Source organism: Ascidiimonas meishanensis, assembly GCF_037782385.1.
In the GTDB taxonomy this organism is placed as follows: domain Bacteria; phylum Bacteroidota; class Bacteroidia; order Flavobacteriales; family Flavobacteriaceae; genus Ascidiimonas; species Ascidiimonas meishanensis.
Genome location: NZ_JBBEXD010000001.1, coordinates 947,309 through 964,349, shown reverse-complemented (window position 1 = coordinate 964,349; position 17,041 = coordinate 947,309). Strand labels below are relative to the sequence as shown.

General features: G+C 34.4%; 12 protein-coding genes and 1 pseudogene. 6 read left to right on the top strand and 7 right to left on the bottom strand.

Annotated features, from left to right (window positions below; all coding sequences use genetic code 11):
* The first annotated feature begins 33 nt into the window (after nt 1–33).
* Nucleotides 34–1,899, top strand: coding sequence for a membrane protein insertase YidC (gene yidC / locus WBG07_RS04225; protein WP_340199240.1), 1,866 nt, complete (start codon nt 34–36; stop codon nt 1,897–1,899).
* Between the two features lie 77 nt (nt 1,900–1,976).
* Here yidC and WBG07_RS04220 read toward each other — a convergent pair whose 3' ends face one another.
* Nucleotides 1,977–3,011, bottom strand: a complete 1,035-nt coding sequence (locus WBG07_RS04220; RefSeq protein WP_340199239.1) for a fasciclin domain-containing protein — start codon at nt 3,009–3,011, stop codon at nt 1,977–1,979.
* A 332-nt stretch (nt 3,012–3,343) separates the two neighbouring features.
* Here WBG07_RS04220 and WBG07_RS04215 point away from each other — a divergent pair, with 332 nt between their 5' ends.
* On the top strand, nt 3,344–4,039 hold the full coding sequence (locus tag WBG07_RS04215; protein WP_340199238.1) for a M57 family metalloprotease: 696 nt from the start codon (nt 3,344–3,346) through the stop codon (nt 4,037–4,039).
* 363 nt (nt 4,040–4,402) lie between these two features.
* Here the strand turns inward: WBG07_RS04215 and WBG07_RS04210 are convergent, their stop codons facing one another.
* Together WBG07_RS04210 and WBG07_RS04205 are read right to left on the bottom strand one after the other, a co-directional pair.
* Nucleotides 4,403–5,404 (bottom strand): fasciclin domain-containing protein, encoded by a 1,002-nt coding sequence (locus WBG07_RS04210; protein ID WP_340199237.1) that lies wholly within the window; start codon nt 5,402–5,404, stop codon nt 4,403–4,405.
* A 223-nt stretch (nt 5,405–5,627) separates the two neighbouring features.
* Complete coding sequence (locus tag WBG07_RS04205) at nt 5,628–6,659, bottom strand: fasciclin domain-containing protein (RefSeq protein WP_340199236.1); 1,032 nt, start codon at nt 6,657–6,659, stop codon at nt 5,628–5,630.
* A 279-nt stretch (nt 6,660–6,938) separates the two neighbouring features.
* Here WBG07_RS04205 and mnmA point away from each other — a divergent pair.
* Nucleotides 6,939–8,144 (top strand): annotated as a pseudogene (mnmA, locus tag WBG07_RS04200) (tRNA 2-thiouridine(34) synthase MnmA); the annotation flags it as partial.
* A gap of 31 nt (nt 8,145–8,175) precedes the next feature.
* Entirely contained in the window at nt 8,176–9,120 is a 945-nt protein-coding gene (locus tag WBG07_RS04195; RefSeq protein ID WP_340199235.1) for an NAD(P)H-dependent flavin oxidoreductase, read from the top strand.
* Here WBG07_RS04195 and WBG07_RS04190 read toward each other — a convergent pair.
* The 4 genes from WBG07_RS04190 to WBG07_RS04175 all read right to left on the bottom strand — a co-directional run bounded on the left by WBG07_RS04190 (nt 9,117) and on the right by WBG07_RS04175 (nt 14,758).
* The gene (locus WBG07_RS04190) at nt 9,117–9,938 is read right to left on the bottom strand and encodes an SH3 domain-containing protein (RefSeq protein ID WP_340199234.1); all 822 of its coding nucleotides are present in this window, start codon (nt 9,936–9,938) and stop codon (nt 9,117–9,119) included. The two genes, WBG07_RS04195 and WBG07_RS04190, sit on opposite strands and share 4 nt — an antisense overlap.
* A 5-nt stretch (nt 9,939–9,943) precedes the next feature.
* Nucleotides 9,944–12,460 (bottom strand): M14 metallopeptidase family protein, encoded by a 2,517-nt coding sequence (locus WBG07_RS04185; protein ID WP_340199233.1) that lies wholly within the window; start codon nt 12,458–12,460, stop codon nt 9,944–9,946.
* 93 nt (nt 12,461–12,553) lie between these two features.
* Nucleotides 12,554–12,928, bottom strand: coding sequence for a PUR family DNA/RNA-binding protein (locus WBG07_RS04180; RefSeq protein ID WP_340199232.1), 375 nt, complete (start codon nt 12,926–12,928; stop codon nt 12,554–12,556).
* A gap of 78 nt (nt 12,929–13,006) precedes the next feature.
* Nucleotides 13,007–14,758: an ABC transporter ATP-binding protein gene (locus WBG07_RS04175; protein WP_340199231.1), complete on the bottom strand. Its 1,752-nt coding sequence runs from the start codon at nt 14,756–14,758 to the stop codon at nt 13,007–13,009.
* A 139-nt stretch (nt 14,759–14,897) separates the two neighbouring features.
* Here WBG07_RS04175 and WBG07_RS04170 point away from each other — a divergent pair, with 139 nt between their 5' ends.
* Both WBG07_RS04170 and nusB read left to right on the top strand, forming a co-directional pair.
* A complete protein-coding gene (locus WBG07_RS04170) occupies nt 14,898–15,995 on the top strand; it encodes a Glu/Leu/Phe/Val family dehydrogenase (RefSeq protein ID WP_340199230.1) in 1,098 nt (365 codons plus the stop codon).
* 78 nt (nt 15,996–16,073) lie between these two features.
* Complete coding sequence (nusB, locus tag WBG07_RS04165; protein WP_340199229.1) at nt 16,074–17,018, top strand: transcription antitermination factor NusB; 945 nt, start codon at nt 16,074–16,076, stop codon at nt 17,016–17,018.
* The last annotated feature ends 23 nt before the right edge of the window (nt 17,019–17,041 follow it).

Genomic DNA, 17,041 nt, shown 5'->3' with positions numbered 1-17,041 from the left:
TATTGTACGTTGTTTATACTTAAGAATATTTAAATGGAAGAAAAGAAATTTGACCTCAATTCAATTATAGGTTTTGTGCTGATTGGATTGATAGTAATGTGGTATTTTTATAATAACCAGCCTACCCCCGAACAATTACAGCAAGAAAAAGACAAAAAAGAACAAGTTCAGAAAGAAGCAGTAGATGAAATTCAGGAAGCTCCAGAACCAAAGGAAAACCTAATAAATTTTCAAGATTCTACTCAATTAGCACAATACAAAAGTTCTCTTGGCTCTTTTGCATATTCTGCGACATTGCCTTCTGCCAAATTGGATTCTTTGGTATTTGAAAACGAATTAGTTTTCTTTAAAATTAGTACAAAAGGAGGACAAATCACAGAAGCCAGAATGAAGGATTATGTGACGTATGATTCCATACCGGTATATTTAATAAAGGATGGAAATGCTTCTTTCAATTTAAGTTTGTCTACTACAGATAACCGTACGTTAAATACACAGGATCTTTATTTTGAGCCTTCACTCTTTAAAAATGGAGAAAATCAAGTGCTCTCTATGAAGTTAAAGGTGTCTCCCGATAAATACTTAGAGTACCGATATGAATTGAAACCTAACGATTATATGGTTGATTTTACGGTTCGTTCTGTAGGTTTAGGAACCGTTCTCAATAGCGCTAAGCCAGTAGATCTTTCATGGAAATTAAAAGGAATAAGGCATTCTAAAAGTGTTACCTATGAAAATAGGTATACCAGACTTACCTATCAATACGAAGACGGTAAATTAGATAAGCTGAGTCCGTCTGGTGCAGACGAAGAAACAGAATCTCAAGTGAAATGGTTATCCTATCGTCAACATTTTTTTAGTTCAATCTTGGTAGCAGATAAACCTTTTACCAAGGCAGTACTTTCTTCAGAAGATTTTGTAGATAATGAAGAAGATGAAAATACCAAATTTACCAAAGGTTATAGCGCTACTATTCCTTTATCCATTGAAGGAGGAGAGCTTAATCAAAATTTAAAATGGTATTACGGTCCAACAGATATTGCGGTACTTAAAAAGTATGAGGGATTAGATCTGGATGATTCTATTCCATTTGGCTGGGGACTCTTTGGGGGGATTAATAAGTATGTTTTTACGCCCATGTATAAATGGCTTAGCGGATTTTTACCTTTTGGAATTGCTATTATTGTAATGACCATAATTGTAAGATTAGCACTTTCTCCTGTAACCTATAAATCTTATCTCTCTCAGGCAAAAATGAAGGTCTTGCGTCCAGAGATTAATGAGATTAATGAAAAGTTCAAAGATGAGGCAATGAAAAAGCAACAGGAGACCATGAAATTATATGGTAAGGCTGGGGTGAGCCCCATGAGTGGTTGCGTACCTGCTTTGTTGCAATTGCCTATCTTTTATGCATTATTTATGTTTTTCCCGACAGCGTTTGCCTTACGGCAAAAAAGTTTTTTGTGGGCAGAAGATTTATCGTCTTACGATGTTATAGCACAACTTCCGTTTAACATTCCTTTTTATGGAGACCATGTAAGTTTGTTTCCCATACTAGCCTCCATAGCTATTTTCTTTTATATGATGATGACAACTGGACAAAATATGCAGACTCAACCAGGGATGCCTAACATGAAATTTATCATGTATCTTTCTCCATTATTAATGTTATTTTTCTTCAACAATTATGCGAGTGGTTTAAGTTTATATTATTTTGTTTCTAATTTAATTACCATCTTTATAATGTTAGCAATTAAACGTTTTATTATAGACGAAGATAAAATACATGCTAAGATTCAAGAGAATAAGAAAAAGCCTAAAAAGGAAAACAAATTTCAACGTAAAATGCGTGAAATGATGGAGCAAGCTGAAGAGCAAAAAGCTAAAGGTAAAAAATAGGTAAACTCCTTTTTTAAAAACAATAAAAGCTGCCAAATGGCAGCTTTTATTGTTTTACGAATAGTATTTTGTAAGCCTTACTTTGGCAGTAAAACTTTGTCTACTACATGCATAACACCATTCCAGGCTTGTAGATTTGCCGTGAGTAATGTGCTGGATCGTTGATTTTCATCAATGAACTGTATTCCGCCGTTATTATTGGTAACTGTTACATCATTATTATTCTTCATTAAAAGCATCAAATCGTCTGTTAGTCTATTATCTCGTTTAACACTGTTTAAATGAATATGATTGTCTAAGATGGTAGCAAGAGTGCTTGCTGGAATATCATTAAGACTTTGATATTCTAATTCGTTTACGATAGCGTCAAAAGCATCATTATCTGCAGCAAGAAATGTAAAATCGGTATCCAGAGATGAAAGGAGTTCAAATAATGTATCCTCAGAATCTTTACTAGCTGCGGTTGCCAATTTGTCAAATTGAGGATCTGCTCTAATAAATGTGGCAAGGGTTGGTAGTCCTAAAACTTCACTTACTTTATGGATGGTACCATTTGTTGCTTGAATATTTCCGGTAGTTACTTCGGCAATATTATTAATACGTAACGTATTTGACACTTTGTCTAAATACATATGTAGATTACCTTGGGAGGAAAACTCTTTGGCAAGTGAAATACTGTATCCTATGTTCAATTGTGATATGGTTTTCTTTCCACTTAACATGTGGTATTGAACAATCTGTGTAAGCACCGAGGTGCTAATATTTCTAACATCATTTACACCAAGTACGGCCAGATATCTTTGAAATGCGTCATTATCTGGTGCAAAGAAAGTAAAAGAACTTGGGTTGTCTAGTGCTGCCGAAAAGCCAATTTGTTCAATTGCTGTACTTAGAATACTATATTCTGCATTTGCTTTAAAGTAAGCAGTAAGTGTTACCTCGGTGTTGGTTTCTTCATCATCAGATTGATCATCACTATCGTCGTCTAAAGGGTTTTCGTCTCCAGAGCTGTCAATAACATCTATAAAATCGTCATCACTAGGAGTACATGCATTAAAAGTTGAAAAAGAAAAAAGGCATAGCAATGCCAAGAAAAGTACATTTTTATTCATAATAAGTAGGTTAAAATTTGGTGAGACGAATCTATGCATAATCACTGTGAACAAAAAAAAGTTCCGAGCAAATACCGGAACTTTCTTTGAATGGTATTGTTTTGAGTATTCTGTGAGTAATTATATTAGAATTGGTAGAAATATGATATCACATCTTTTAACTGTAAGTTTAATATTTTTATTGCTGTAGGTTAAAACATATTTTAAATCAAAAAAAGTATGATAAAAAATCTTTATTTGTTGGTATAATTGTTTGTTGTGGATGTAATAAACAGGAAGAGCAAGAACTTTATTTAGATGCTACTGATTTAAGTGAGCGACAGTTGATATCTATGCAAGAAATGATTGATAATAGTCTTGATAACATTGAAGATTTAGGATACTCATTCCTCGTAGAAAATGATGTTCTTATTTCTAAAAATGATTTTCATAACTATATAAATCAAGGGAACAGACTTAATAAAAAACCTTCCGCTGAAAGACATTTTTTTACTTCTGTAATCAATACGCCAACCACAGGCTACCGAGTTATAAAGGTTTATTTTCAAGGAGGCAGTGATTTACCAGCTTCTGAATCTTTTAATGTTTTAGATACTGTATATAGTACTTGGTATAAAGAACTTGGATTTGCAATGCTCCAATTTTGGAATAGGTTTCCAGACCTTAAAATTAAATTTGAAAGGGTTAATCTAACCATCTCTGATTTAATGGCATGGCGAAGTATTCCAGCAGGAACAGATATTGTTATTAAAGGAGATAATGGAACGCTCCCAAACACCACAGTTGCGGCTGCAGGTTTTCCTTCGAATGGAAACCCTTACGATGAAATCATTATCAATGGAGATTTTTTAAACGGACTGAAATTGACTGCTGGGCAAAAACGATGGAATTTGATGCATGAGTTAGGACAATGTATTGGTTTTAGACATACAAACCTGAGACTTCGAAGAGAGTCAACTGTAAACCCTCCTGCAAATCCTGTTTTTGCAACACTCAATGCAGAAGATCTTTATTCAGTATTTAATTAACGTCAGTTCGACCTAAATAAGAATTAAAATCGAGTTCGAAATTGTCTTTTTCTGTAGTATAACAAGGTTTTCTGTTAAGAATTTTGGAAGCCTCTGAGAAATGTAAATTTATGAACTCCTTTGCAGAAAATGAACGTAAGTAGCTTAAGTACCATTTTAATAATTCAAAGACCCTATTTAATATTAAAATATAAAACTGAAATTAGATTGAACCCACATTAATTAGTGGAACAAATGCTTCTAAAGAACTAAAACAGCTAGTTTTAGCTATAACAATAAATCCAGCGAAACTAACATCGCTGGATTTATTTAACTATTTAAACCTATCAATCTATTCTAGATCGCTTTATATTAACGAATTAATTATTCTTCCGACAGGGGTGGTAAAATTACTTTGTCAATTTGGTGAATTACTCCATTAGTAGCCTGAATATCAAGAGCAGAGATAATAATATTACTTATTCTGCCATTTGCATCTGTTAGTGTTGGCCCACCTGTTGTATTAGCGGTGATATCACCACCCAATGTAGGTACGGTAAAATTATCAGACAAGCCGGTAGAAAGAACATTAGATTGCGCAACAACATGGTAGTTTAAAGTAGCTTCCAACGTTGCTGTATCAATATCTCCTAAAGCAGTAACATCTAGCTCTTCTAACAAATCAAGAAAAGCTTGATTGTTTGGAGCAAAAACGGTAAATGGAGAATTAGTAGTTCCAGAAAGTGTACCAACAAAATCAGGTTGATCTTCTCTGGTTAATGCTGATACTAGAACACTTAAATCAGGATCTGCCAAAGCAAAATTAACTATAGTAGGTAATGTAATCACATTATCTACCACATGAATGATTCCATTATTGGCAAGAATATCTGCTGTATCTACAGTGGCACCACCATTGTCTGCACCACCATTAATAACTACTTCACTCCCAGCATTGAAGTATAAGCTTATATTGGTATCATTAGGTCCTGCTGTAGATAATGTGGAAACATATCCAGCCTCAAGTGTGTTAAGATCTGATGAAGAGATTACTCCTATAATAACATGGTTTAAAAGGATGTCTGTTAAAGTTTCCACTGGAACTTCTTCAAGACTTGAGAAACCAAGATCGTTCAATAAATTAGAAAAGGCCTGATTAGTAGGGGCAAAAACAGTGTAAGCACCAGCACTATCTAAAGTAGCTGCAAGGTTAGCTCTAGTTAAAGCATCAACTAAAATGGATAGGTCTGAGTTAAGTATGGCATTCGCGGTAATACTACGATCTGAAGATGACGTGGTACCATCATCATCACTGCTGCAAGATCCTGCCGCAAGAAAGGTTAAAGCAATCGTGAAAATTTTAGCAATTTTTAATAAATTTTTCATTTAAGTTTAATTTAAATTAGATTTTCTTTTATCAGAAAGTATAACTTTTATTATCCGATTGGATAAGTTTAAGTACCTCTTCCATTGTTAAGATACCTTCACTTTTAAAAGGTTGCTTTTGTTTAATCTTTTTTAATATAAGTTTAACAAAATTAAGATAAAGTTGGGTTAAAATAAAAAATCCTGCCTAGGCAGGATTTGATTAGTAAAATGAAGTTTTTTATTAATTGGTCGTATCAGGAATCAATACATTCTCAATTACATGGATCACACCATTGGAAGTTTGAATATTGGCCACAACAATTTGAATATTGTCTACACCAGATCCATCTTCTATAGTAATGATGTCTCCTACTACCGAAAAGGTAAGTGTATCACCCTCCAAAGTAGCAGGGGAAACTAGGCCGTTAGAAATAGCCGAGGAAACAATATTGTTACCAGCAATAACATGGTGTTGCAATACACTTGTTAGTAATTCTGTAGGGATATCTTCAAGACTATTCCATTCACTATTTGAATTTATTAAAGCCGTAAAGGCATCATTAGTAGGTGCAAATACGGTAAAAGGACTATCGGTAGTACCTGCAAGAATACCAGCAAAGTCTGGTTGATCACTACGAGTTAATGCTGCAACTAGCGATGTTAAACCAATATTTGCCACGGCGAGGCTAGTAATTGTGGGTAACGCAATCACTTCATCTACCACATGAATGGTACCATTAGAGGCAGGTATATTAGTTCTGGTAACAACAGCACCTCCATTGGATTCACCACCGTTTAAAGTGATATCACTGGAATTAATCGTGTTAAAAAACATACTTAATCTGGCTCCGTTTGGTGATTCTACAGATAGGGTATTAAAAAATGCCGCCCCAACATTTAAGAATCCTTCTGCTCTAACACTGCCTTCCGAGACATGATATAAAAGAATTTGTCTAAGCAAAGCTACCTCATCTGGAGTGTCAAAATCACTTAAGCCATTAGGAAAACCATTCGCATTGAAAAAACGACTAAAAGCTGCGTCATCCGGAGCAAGTAAAGTGAAAAATAGAGTACCATTAAGGTCGGAACTTAATCCGGCGAGTTCAATCGCTTGTGATAAGGTGGATAAATTAGATTCTACCAACAATGTTTGGGTAATCGTAAGATTAGAAGTAACGGGTCCCTCGTCATCAGAACTACAACTATTTGTAGTTAGAATAATGGCAAAAGCTGCAATACAGCTTAAGCTAAAGTGAACTATTTTTTTCATCATAAAAAATTTTTGAGTTATGGTAAAAATATTAAAGATTCTGTATTCAAAGAATTAAGAGAAGTCTTTTTGAGGTTTTTAAGATTAATTTAACTTATAAATACCATAATCTAAGTAAAAGCATTCATTTTTTTTGTTTAAAGTTATTTATATAATTATAAACAAAATATAAGCTACCAAAAATGATTATAAGGTAATTTTTATCCAATATTTAATTAGTTCCTATGTAAGATTTAGGAGGTATAAACGACCTGTTTTGAACACTTATTATTTTGTAAATTTGTACTGAAAATTAATCATATGAAAAGGGTAGTTGTAGGTTTGTCTGGAGGAGTAGATTCTAGTGTTGCTGCTTACTTACTTAAAGAGCAGGGATATGAGGTTATTGGCTTATTTATGAAAAATTGGCATGATGACTCCGTAACTATTTCTAATGAATGTCCATGGCTGGATGATAGTAACGATGCACTAATTGTTGCTGAAAAACTTGGAATACCTTTCCAAACAGTAGATTTAAGTGAAGAATATAAAGAACGGATTGTAGATTATATGTTTGGGGAGTATGAAAAAGGAAGAACCCCTAACCCTGATGTATTATGCAATAGAGAAATAAAGTTTGATGTCTTTATGAAAATTGCTGTTGGTTTGGGAGCAGATTATGTGGCTACAGGTCATTATTGTCGAAAAGAGGTATCTAGAGTAAACAATCAAGAGATCTATCATTTGTTATCCGGAAAAGATCCAAATAAAGATCAGTCATATTTTCTTTGTCAACTTTCGCAAGAGCAGTTAAGTAAAACACTGTTTCCTATTGGAGAACTCCTTAAACCAGAAGTACGTGAAATAGCGTCAAGAGAAGGTTTAGTGACTGCCGATAAAAAGGATTCACAAGGATTATGCTTTATTGGGAAGGTACGATTACCAGAATTTTTACAACAAAAATTGAAGCCCAAAGAAGGCGATATTGTGGAGGTGCCCTCCAATATAGCGCTATACAACAGTACAGCACCACAGTTTAATAGCAAGCAAGAGGAATTGGCATTCTTTGCTTCTAAATATCAGTATGATCCTTCTTGTGGAAAGGTAGTGGGGAAGCATCAGGGAGCTCATTATTTTACGAAAGGACAACGTAAAGGTCTTAATGTAGGTGGAACCCCTGAGCCATTGTTTGTAATTGATACCAATGTTTACACAAATACAATTTATACTGGTCAAGGTAAAAGTCATCCAGGTTTGTATAGAAAGACATTGTTTGTGAGAGCTGATGAATTACATTGGGTGCGAACTGATTTGGCGGTTAAGAATGATGCAGCAATGAAAGTCATGGCTAGAATACGATACAGACAACCATTACAAGAAGCTACAATTTACGCAATTGATAGTGGGGTGTATGTAGATTTTAAATCTCCTCAAAGTGCTATAACAGAAGGACAATTTGTAGCTTGGTATCTGGGAGATGAGCTTATTGGCTCTGGAGTGATATCATAAGAATTTTATTAAATTTTAAACGTTTTTTTGAATGTCAGAAAATAGAATCACAGCACTTTTTAATATCAAATATCCTTTAATTCAAGCAGGTATGATTTGGGCAAGTGGCTGGCGACTTGCGTCTGCAGCTTCCAATGCAGGAGCACTCGGATTATTAGGTGCAGGCTCTATGTATCCTGATGTGCTAAGAGACCATATTCAAAAATGCAAGGAAGCTACAGATAAACCATTTGGAGTCAATGTGCCCATGTTGTATCCCGACATAGAAAAACATATGAATATTATTGTAGAGGAAGGGGTGAAAATTGTTTTTACATCTGCCGGTAATCCAAAATCATGGACCTCTTTTTTAAAAGAGCATGGTATAACGGTTGTACATGTGGTGAGTAGTGTAAAGTTTGCGTTAAAAGCACAAGATGCTGGAGTAGATGCAGTAGTTGCAGAAGGTTTTGAAGCTGGGGGGCATAATGGGAGAGAAGAAACCACCACTTTCACTTTAATTCCAATGGTAAAAGAAAAAATAGAGATTCCTCTTATTGCAGCGGGGGGAATAGCTACTGGAAGAGGAATGCTAGCAGCTATGGTATTGGGTGCGGATGCGGTTCAAGTAGGAAGTAGATTTGTGGCAAGTGAAGAAGCCTCTTCCCATCTTGCATTTAAGCAAGAAGTGGTAAATGCCAAAGAAGGCGATACCGTACTTACGTTAAAAGAGCTGGCGCCTGTACGTTTACTTAAAAATAAATTTTATAAAGACGTAGAAGCCCTTTATCACAAAGCGCCTTCAAAGGAAGAGCTCAAAGAATTATTAGGTCGCGCCAGAGCGAAAAGAGGTATGTTTGAAGGAGATTTGGAAGAAGGAGAATTAGAAATAGGACAGATAGCGGGCCTTATCCGCGATATCAAGCCTGCTACAACCATAGTAACGGATATGATGATGGAGTTTGAAGAAGCAAAAGAAAAGGTAGCTGATTTTTAGTTTTCAAACTTTATAAATGGAAAAGCAGGAGAAAAATTCTTTCCATCCCATTCTATGATTCTACTTTCGTTGGTTTCAACCATCCATTCTGTCAATTCATCTTCCACCACCGTACGATTTCGCTTATAAACAATTTTGTTTGCGGCTAAACCGTTCTCGTCTGGAAAAATAAATCTTTCTTCATAGCTGTAGATTCCGGCATCACTAATACTGCTTAGATTTACAAAATGTTTTATTGTACTGCCATTCCATGTAAAATAACTAATGCCACCTTCTACACCACAAGCTTCAGAAATATAATCTACACTTATAAGTTTTTGAATATCCTTTAATCCTTTTGAATCGGATATTCTTAAGTAAAACTCACTGCCTATTAAGTCAAAGACAAATTCTTTATAAGGATTATTACTTTCTTTAGTTCTTAAAAGCAACTGGGTGTCCATATCATTAGACTGTTGGATTCCAGCTAGTAATTGAATGTTCTGATCTGTAAATGAAACAAATGAAATAAGTGCCCCTAGAATATATCCTTCCTCGTCCTTATGTCTTATTTTATACCATCTTGAGTTATATCCTTTAAATTGCATAAATAGTTCTGTAGCATTCACTATTTCAACTTTTTCACCAATTTTCAGTAATTTGATGACCGCATGCTCAGTTCCAGCACCAGTTCTCATTTTTACATTGTCTCCAAAGAGTGCATATGTAGAACCTACCTTAAAGTCGGCATAACCTGCAATTACCTGTTCTTGACCATAACTTTCATAAGCCCATAGAGCTATAAAAAAGGTGCTATATATTAAAAAGATTTTTTTCATGGTTGCTACATTATATCTGAAAAGAAAATAGCGTTCATAAACAATTTATTTGTACCATACCAAAATGCTCTAAAATTTGTGTTATCGGTAAAAAGGCTAATATGACCTTTGCCAGATGTAAAGTTTTGATAAGGAACAGAACTTTTAAGGAGTTCCAGATTTTCTTCACTAATGTATCCACTTAATAAAGGGTTGTTGGTGTATTGTATAGGATTATTATAGCTTTGTTTGTTAGGTTCTAAATAAACGTTTGTGTTTCTAAATAGTGCAAGTTTGTCATTTTTATATCCAAAAGCTATTGGATGAGAACGATCTAAACGCGCTTCAAAAATAGCGCCTCCTGTAACCTGAGCTCCTCTAAAATCCTTTCGTTGTTCAAAACTTATATTGCTGGCCAGAAGGTCTTTCTTTTTAAACTCGAGGCTTACAAAATTATGAGTTTTTAACCAATTGAGTGTGTTTCTGAAGGCAATAAGAGTTCCTCCATTCTTAATCCAATTTTTAAGTTTTTCTCTTCCATTATTGGTTAAAGTAGATGCGCTGGTATTAGGAATAATGAAATGTGTATAAGATTCTAAATTAATTCGGTCAAAATAAGAAGCATCCACTTTAGTTAATGGAATATCATAACGTTGATCTAGTAGATGCCAAATTTCTCCTGCATCATAAGAAGTCACTCCTGCCCCGGTTAGCATTGCGAGTTTTGGAAGTTTTAGCGTGTCAAAATCACTGCTCCCTAAGTCTATACCCTCTGGAGTAAACCCTGTGCTCACGCCATCAATAGTAATGTGATTATCTTTTGCGATATCTTTTAACAAAGTATATAATTCACCTGCTTCTATCTTCTGATTTTGAACTGGAATCATAATAGTACCGTAATCATACTTTTTATTATTAAGTGTAAATGGAGTAGGACCTACTTTTACGCGAATTCCTTTTTTAAGCAAGGTATAAAGTGCTTTTGGAGTATAGTATTCATGCCACTCAAAAAGATATGCGTAGTTACTTTTAATAGTAACTTTTCCGCTTGATAAAAGAGGTTCTGTTGCTTCCGGCTCAGCTCGAGATAAATTGGTTAAAGGTGCATAATCTACATTAAATGCCAGTGGAAAAGTCCAAGCAGAAATATCGTAAAAGATACTATCCTTAAAAGTTGTTCTCTTTTCAAACATTGCTTTTAAGATGGTGCTATTTTTCTGATTGGTTGGAACAATATACCCAAATCCTTTTTTGTAATTTTTTCCATTGATTGTAAAGTTATTTTTCAAGGCATGTACTTTAATTTGGTGTCTCTTAAGGATTTCTGCTAGGTGGAAAGATTTTGCAGCATTTTTCTCATCTCCAAAAACGTATGCTTTGGTTTTTGAGCTGTTACTCTTTTTTGCGAAGAATTCTCTTTGATAATCTAAAAGTTCTTTGCGCAAAGATTTAACTGCCTCTAAAGTGGAAAGTGCCGTAGTAAATTGATTTCTGATGGTAAAAGGAAATGTGAGTATACCATTTTCGCTTTGCTGAATATGTCCGCGTGAGCTTGCCTGTTCAAAAAGAATTCCAATGCCACCGTTTATATCTGGAAATGTAGAACCTTTTCCATAATAATAATCATCAAAATTTTCACCAGAATAATATAATGAGCCTATTGCGTCTAAGGCTTTAGCGTGGTAGGTAGCTATTTTTGCAGTAAGTTGTTGATTTTTGGCTGGGGTTAAAGGGTGAACGCGCATAGGTTCTCCCGGCTGAAAGAAAAAAGTTGAATTAGTACCCATTTCATGGTGGTCTGTTAACACATTGGGTAGCCATTGATGAAAAGACTTAATTCTAGCACGACTTTCAGGTAATTGCACAGGAAGCCAATCTCTGTTCATATCAAACCAGTAATGATTTGTTCTTCCGCCTGGCCAAACTTCATGGTATTCCCTTTCATTATTATCAGGATTAAGATTTTTACTTTTATTAGTGTTTGCCCAATAGGCAAAACGTTGAAGCCCATCTGGATTATAAGAAGGATCAAAAAGGACTACTACATTGTTTAGTAAATTTTCAATTTCTGCTCCTTGAGCCGCCGCTAGATAATAGGCAACTAACATACTAGCATTTGCCCCACTAGGCTCATTACCATGAATAGAAAATCCCTGATACAAAATGGCAGGCATGTTAGAAGTATCCAGATTTTGACCTCCAGATTCAGTAAGTTTTAAATGATTTTGGCGTATGTTTTCAATCTTGTTTTGATTAGAAGGCGAAGTGATGGTAAGCAATAATAAAGGTCTTCCTTCAAAAGTGGTTCCTCTGTTTTCTATGGATATGCGATTAGATGCTACTGCGAGCTGTCTCATGTATAACTCCAATTTATCATGGGTAACATGCCATTCACCAACTTCATGCCCAATTACCGATTTAGGTGTAGGTATTTCTGGGTTGTAACTTACATTTTGGGGTAAATAATAAGAGAGTGAAAGCGTATTTTGGGATTGTAAGTTTATGGAGACAAGTATAAAAAATAGGAAAGCAATTCTTTTCATAGTGCAAAAAAGTTTAATTGTCTTGGCTGATTGGTAAATATAAAAAAACCGCTTCAGAGTAAAGCGGTTTGTTTTTTAAAAGTACAGATGGTACTAAATATCTTCGAAACTTATATCGGTAAAACTATCAGTTTCACTTGAAACCGAATTGTCATCTTCATAAGTTTCTTTCTTGTAATCTTTTTGATGTCTTTCAGAAATTACCTCTTCGCCTTTATGGCTAATCACATAATCCGTCATTTCACCAAGGATTTCCTTGAATGATTGAAAATCCTCTTTGTACAGATAGATTTTATGCTTTTTGTAATGAAATGAACCATCATCATGCGTAAACTTCTTACTTTCTGTAATCGTAAGATAGTAATCGCCTGCTTTTGTGGATCTTACATCAAAGAAATATGTTCTTCTGCCTGCTCTAAGTACCTTAGAGAATATTTCATCCTTCTCTAATAATTCTTTTTCGCTCATAATCCTTCTTTAATTTTGGTTGATATAATGTTGTGAATCAAAAATGTGAAAAAAATCTTAATGAAACAACTATTTTTATCATTCTTTTTCAGATAGTTGATTAAGATAGAGCTCTTTGTAGTATCCATTTGTGCTTATGAGTTGATTATGAGTTCCTTGTTGCACAACTTTTCCATCCTCAAGCACCAGAATAAGATCTGCATTTTTAACTGTAGAAATTCTATGGCTTACAATAAGCGTTGTTTTACTTTCAATGGCATTCTCTAAATTGGAAAGAATTTCTTCTTCTGTTTCGGTATCTACTGCAGAAAGACAATCATCAAAAAGAAATATTTTAGGGTCTTTTATAAGTGCTCTAGCAATAGAGATTCGTTGTTTTTGGCCTCCACTTAGTGTAATACCTCTTTCTCCAAGTATCGTATCGTATTGCTTTGTAAAAGCCATAATATTTTCATGAACAGCTGCTTTTTTTGCTACCGACATAATTTCTTCCTGCGTTGCATTTTCCTTTCCAAATCTTATGTTATTTCCTATGGTGTCTGAAAATAAGAAAGCGTCTTGTGGTACGGCGCCTATTGCGTTTCTAACACTGTAAAGATTTAAATTTTTAATAGGATTATCGTCTATTAAAATAGTTCCCTCGGTAGCATCATATAGTCTTCCTACAAGATCTAGAATAGTAGACTTGCCAGATCCTGTTCTGCCAATTATAGCGGTAGTTTTTCCCTGTTCGGCAACAAAGGATAGCTTTTTCAAAGCTGTTATTTCTGTATCTTCATAAGTAAAAGAGACATTTTTAAATTCAATTTTACCCGCTACAGGAGTAATTTTTTCTACCTCATTTTGAATTTGAGGAGTTTGTCCTAGAAATTCATTGATACGCTCTTGGGAGGCTTCTGCTCTTTTTACAATGGAAGTAACCCATCCTACGGTAGCCACCGGCCAGGTAAGATAGTTTACATAAATGATAAATTCTGCAATAACAGCAATAGATTCAATTTCTCCTTTAATGTAAAGTCTGCCTCCAATCCAAATCACAAAAATAGTACTGATACCAATTAGTAATGCCATCAAGGGCATAAACCATGCATTCACTCGCACAAGATCCATACTTTTATCCTTTCCATCATTAGCTAGCATTTCTAGTTCTTCATTGATTCGTTCCTCAATACCATACGCTTTAATTACAGAAATTCCGGAAAAAGACTCTTGTGAGAATGTAGATAGTTTAGAAAGGTATTGCTGTACAACGGTACTTCTTTTATGAATAATTCTGCTTATTTTATATATAAGAAAAGAGAGTATAGGTAGCGGTAATAGCGAGTACATTGTCATACTAGGAGATGAGTAAAACATTAGAGGAATTACACAAACAAACAACGTAATAGTTTGAATGCTATACATAATAGCAGGTCCTGCGTACATCCGCACTTGACCTACGTCTTCGCTTATTCGATTCATTAAATCACCCGTACGGTTTTGTTTGTAAAAATTGAGCGACAAACGTTCATATTGTTTGAAAATTTCGTTTTTAAGGTCAAATTCAATGTATCGTGAAACGTTGATAATAGTTTGACGCATGAGAAAGGTAAAAAAACCAGAAAGTAGTGCTGCACCTATAATCACTAAAATATATTCCATTAAAAGATCCTCAACAAAAGGAACCTCTTTAGGGTTTCGTATATATTTTTCAACGGTTTCAATAGATTTTTTTACGTAGGGAGGTACTACCAATGAAAAAATACGGGCAACTATGGTGATAAGAATACCTATAAGTAATTTGTACTTGTATTTAGAGAAATACTTATTAATATATTTGAGTTCATTCATGGGATTAGCGACTTTAAAATTATGAAATTCGTAATTTTTAATATAAATAAAGATTAAAATTATATTATTTATTATTTTTACCCTTTATTTTTACGAAATTCAAAATTTATTAAAATAACCTTTTTAATGAGATACAACTATGACATCTGAAGTCCTTACTACTACAGAACTTAAAAAAGTTGATCCGGTTTTCGGTCAACTTTCCTTTGATAATCATGAACAGATCGTTTTCTGTAATGACAAAGATACAGGTTTAAAAGCAATAATTGGAATTCATAATACGGTACTAGGTCCTGCCTTGGGAGGCACTAGAATGTGGGCTTACCAAAATGAATGGGAGGCTCTTAATGATGTATTAAGACTGTCTAGGGGCATGACCTTTAAAGCAGCAATAACAGGTTTAAATTTAGGTGGAGGAAAGGCTGTTATCATTGGAGACGCTAAAACTCACAAAACACCGGAGTTAATGAAAAGTTTTGCAGCTTATGTGCATTCCTTAAGTGGAAAGTACATTACGGCAGAAGATGTAGGTATGGAAACCACAGATATGGATTTGGTAAGAGAGGTTACGCCTTATGTAACGGGTATTTCAGAATCTTTAGGTGGAGCAGGAAATCCATCACCTATTACGGCTTATGGTGTTTTTATGGGACTAAAAGCAGCAGTGAATCATCAATTTGGAACCGATAACTTATCAGGTAAAAAAGTATTGGTTCAAGGTGTAGGGCACGTAGGCGAAACTTTAGTAGCCCATCTGGTGGCAGAAGGTGCAAATGTAATTATTACAGATATCAATCAGCAGCGTTTAGAAAGGGTAAGAGATCAATATGGAGCAGAAATTTTTAATGGAGCAGATCTCTTTAGTGCAGAAGTGGATGTTTATGCTCCCTGTGCTTTAGGAGCCACATTAAATGATGCGAGTATCTCCAGACTTAAAGCAAAAGTAGTTGCAGGAGCAGCTAATAATCAGTTGGCAGATGAAAGCACACATGGTAAGCTATTACTTCAACGGGGTATTGTGTATGCCCCAGACTTTTTAATCAATGCCGGGGGCATCATAAATGTATATGCAGAATTAGAAGGATATGGCAAGAATGAAATTATTCGTAAAACTGAAAATATCTATAATACCACACTTGAAATCTTTGCACATGCCAATGCTATTGGCTGTACTACTCATGAAGCAGCTTTAAGTATTGCTAAATCCAGAATTGATGCTCGAAAATTAGAGAAATAAATATATGGTTTTTATAAAATAATACTATTTTTGCGGGACGAAAGAAGCACTTTCGTCCTTATTTTTAAGTTCTTATCTATGTTAACAAGAAGGCATATCAGAGTCAAAGTAATGCAATCTATCTATGCGTTTAGGCAATCTAATAATACAGATCTTGCCAAGGAAGAAAAATTTATTTCGTATAGCATGGAGAGCATGTACAATCTCTACCTAGAATTAATGAATCTCCTAGTAGCCCTTCAGTTCAAAGCAGATGAGTATTTAAATGTTTCCAGTAAAAAATACCTGGCTACAGAAGAAGAAAAAAATCCCAACAGGAAGTTTGTTGATAATAAATTACTCAGGTTATTGACAGATAATAAATTGTTGCATGACGCTGCGAAAAAGCGAAAACTTACAGAATGGGATATAGAACAGGATTATATAAAGATCATTTTCCAAAAAATTAAGGAAAGTGAAATTTATAAAAATTATATGGAATCTAATCGGGAAGGTTTCAAAGAAGATGTTAAATTTATTATTGATGTTTACAAAGAAATAGTGGCAGTTGATGATAAACTTTATGATTATATTGAAGATAGCAGATTAACTTGGGTTGATGATTTGCCTTTGGTAAATACAATGATTCTTAAAATGTTTAGGAAAGTAAAGGAAAATGCAGCGCAAGATTGGTTAATGCCTCGTTTATATAAAGATGCAGATGATAAAGAGTTTGCAATACAACTCTTCCGGAAAACGGTTTTAAATGATGACAAACTCTTAGCCGAAATAGAGGGCAGAACTCCTAATTGGGATATGGAAAGAATTACAGAAATTGATGCAATTCTATTAAAAATGGCTATTAGTGAGTTTAAGTTTTTCCCTTCAATTCCCGTGAAGGTAACCATGAATGAGTATCTTGAAATCGCCAAAGAGTATTCTACACCTAAAAGCAGTATTTTTATTAATGGAATATTAGATAAATTGGTGAAAGAGTATAAGATTGAGAATTCGTTAAATAAGACCGGTAGAGGCTTAATGTAGAAAAATAATTAGTAATTTTAACC

Bases quoted from the DNA above. Each gene is read 5' to 3' on its own strand.
- WBG07_RS04205 (WP_340199236.1), bottom strand. From the start codon at position 6,659: ATGATGAAAAAAATAGTTCACTTTAGCTTAAGCTGTATTGCAGCTTTT.
- WBG07_RS04180 (WP_340199232.1), bottom strand. From the start codon at position 12,928: ATGAGCGAAAAAGAATTATTAGAGAAGGATGAAATATTCTCTAAGGTA.
- WBG07_RS04170 (WP_340199230.1), top strand. From the start codon at position 14,898: ATGACATCTGAAGTCCTTACTACTACAGAACTTAAAAAAGTTGATCCG.
- WBG07_RS04195 (WP_340199235.1), top strand. From the start codon at position 8,176: ATGTCAGAAAATAGAATCACAGCACTTTTTAATATCAAATATCCTTTA.
- WBG07_RS04185 (WP_340199233.1), bottom strand. From the start codon at position 12,460: ATGAAAAGAATTGCTTTCCTATTTTTTATACTTGTCTCCATAAACTTA.
- nusB (WP_340199229.1), top strand. From the start codon at position 16,074: ATGTTAACAAGAAGGCATATCAGAGTCAAAGTAATGCAATCTATCTAT.
- WBG07_RS04220 (WP_340199239.1), bottom strand. From the start codon at position 3,011: ATGAATAAAAATGTACTTTTCTTGGCATTGCTATGCCTTTTTTCTTTT.
- WBG07_RS04215 (WP_340199238.1), top strand. From the start codon at position 3,344: ATGCAAGAAATGATTGATAATAGTCTTGATAACATTGAAGATTTAGGA.
- WBG07_RS04190 (WP_340199234.1), bottom strand. From the start codon at position 9,938: ATGAAAAAAATCTTTTTAATATATAGCACCTTTTTTATAGCTCTATGG.
- WBG07_RS04210 (WP_340199237.1), bottom strand. From the start codon at position 5,404: ATGAAAAATTTATTAAAAATTGCTAAAATTTTCACGATTGCTTTAACC.
- WBG07_RS04175 (WP_340199231.1), bottom strand. From the start codon at position 14,758: ATGAATGAACTCAAATATATTAATAAGTATTTCTCTAAATACAAGTAC.
- yidC (WP_340199240.1), top strand. From the start codon at position 34: ATGGAAGAAAAGAAATTTGACCTCAATTCAATTATAGGTTTTGTGCTG.